Here is a 1,004-nt window from a genome sequence, read left to right as displayed (position 1 = left end):
ACGGCAGTTGTTGCTGTACTAGCAGGCTGTAAAGACAAAACGCCACCAGCTCCAACTCAAGCAAACATTACTTTGGTGGAAGCGGTCACTGAAACTGTGAAAAATCCTCACCAAGTATGTAAAGACGTGGTAGTGACTCAGCAAGTTGAGCCAACAGATGACAACAAAATCATCGGTACGGTAGGCGGCGCGGCAGCTGGTGCAGCACTAGGCAACCAAATTGGTGGTGGCTCTGGTAAAGTCATCGCAACCGCAGCAGGCACGATCGCAGGCGCATTGACGGGTCGTAAGATTCAAGAAAATGTGCAGAAGGGCGATGTAATTACGACCACGAAGAAGCAGTGTCACACCGAATACACGACTTCTGAGAAGGTGGTAGGTTACGACGTAACGTATGAAGTGGCTGGTGCACCAACCACAGTTCGTATGGCAAGCAAACCTGCGACGAAAACTTTCCCAATTCAAGATGGCAAAGTGGTTCTGCCACAATAATCTACGCTTGAATTGAGTGATAAAGACAAGCCCTTTGGTCTGATAGACGAAAGGGCTTTTTTGCATTCATCGTATTTTCATTTTTTTGCTCGCAAGAATGTGTAGCTAGAACCCGCTTAAATTTCTCTGCTCGATATAATAGAACCTTTGAAAATACACAAGGAATCAGCATGGAAGATTTTTACCTAAACAGTCGAGGTTTGGCGGGTTATTTTGAGGCACAATGGTTCGATAAATTTGTGGAAGATAAGCAGGTTGATGCGATCACCAGTGAGTCGAAACTTGTTCCACTTTCTTTTGCTAAATCATCCCATTGTTCGCAAGTGGCAGATTTTATTACTCAAGCGGTATCGAAGAATGGAAAACCGCCTCATGCTTTGCTTGAGGTTGGCGCTGCGTTAGGTAGAAACTATTATGAGTTAGTTCAGCGATTAGATAGCCTAAAACAAGCAACGCTTGTTGAGCCGTCAGGTATGTTGTTGAATGGATTGAAACAGTTGTTGGTGGAAGAA

General features: G+C 44.8%; 1 protein-coding gene and 1 pseudogene. Both read left to right on the top strand.

Features of this window, described 5'->3' with window-relative positions; translation table 11 throughout:
* The coding region (locus R7Q48_RS25060) for a glycine zipper 2TM domain-containing protein (protein ID WP_318132833.1) at nucleotides 1–492 on the top strand (492 nt) is incomplete at its 5' end.
* A gap of 170 nt (nucleotides 493–662) precedes the next feature.
* Nucleotides 663–1,004: pseudogene (locus R7Q48_RS25055) on the top strand (SAM-dependent methyltransferase); the annotation flags it as partial.

The organism is Vibrio sp. 378, from assembly GCF_033339435.1.
This window is presented reverse-complemented; position numbering and strand designations above follow the sequence as displayed.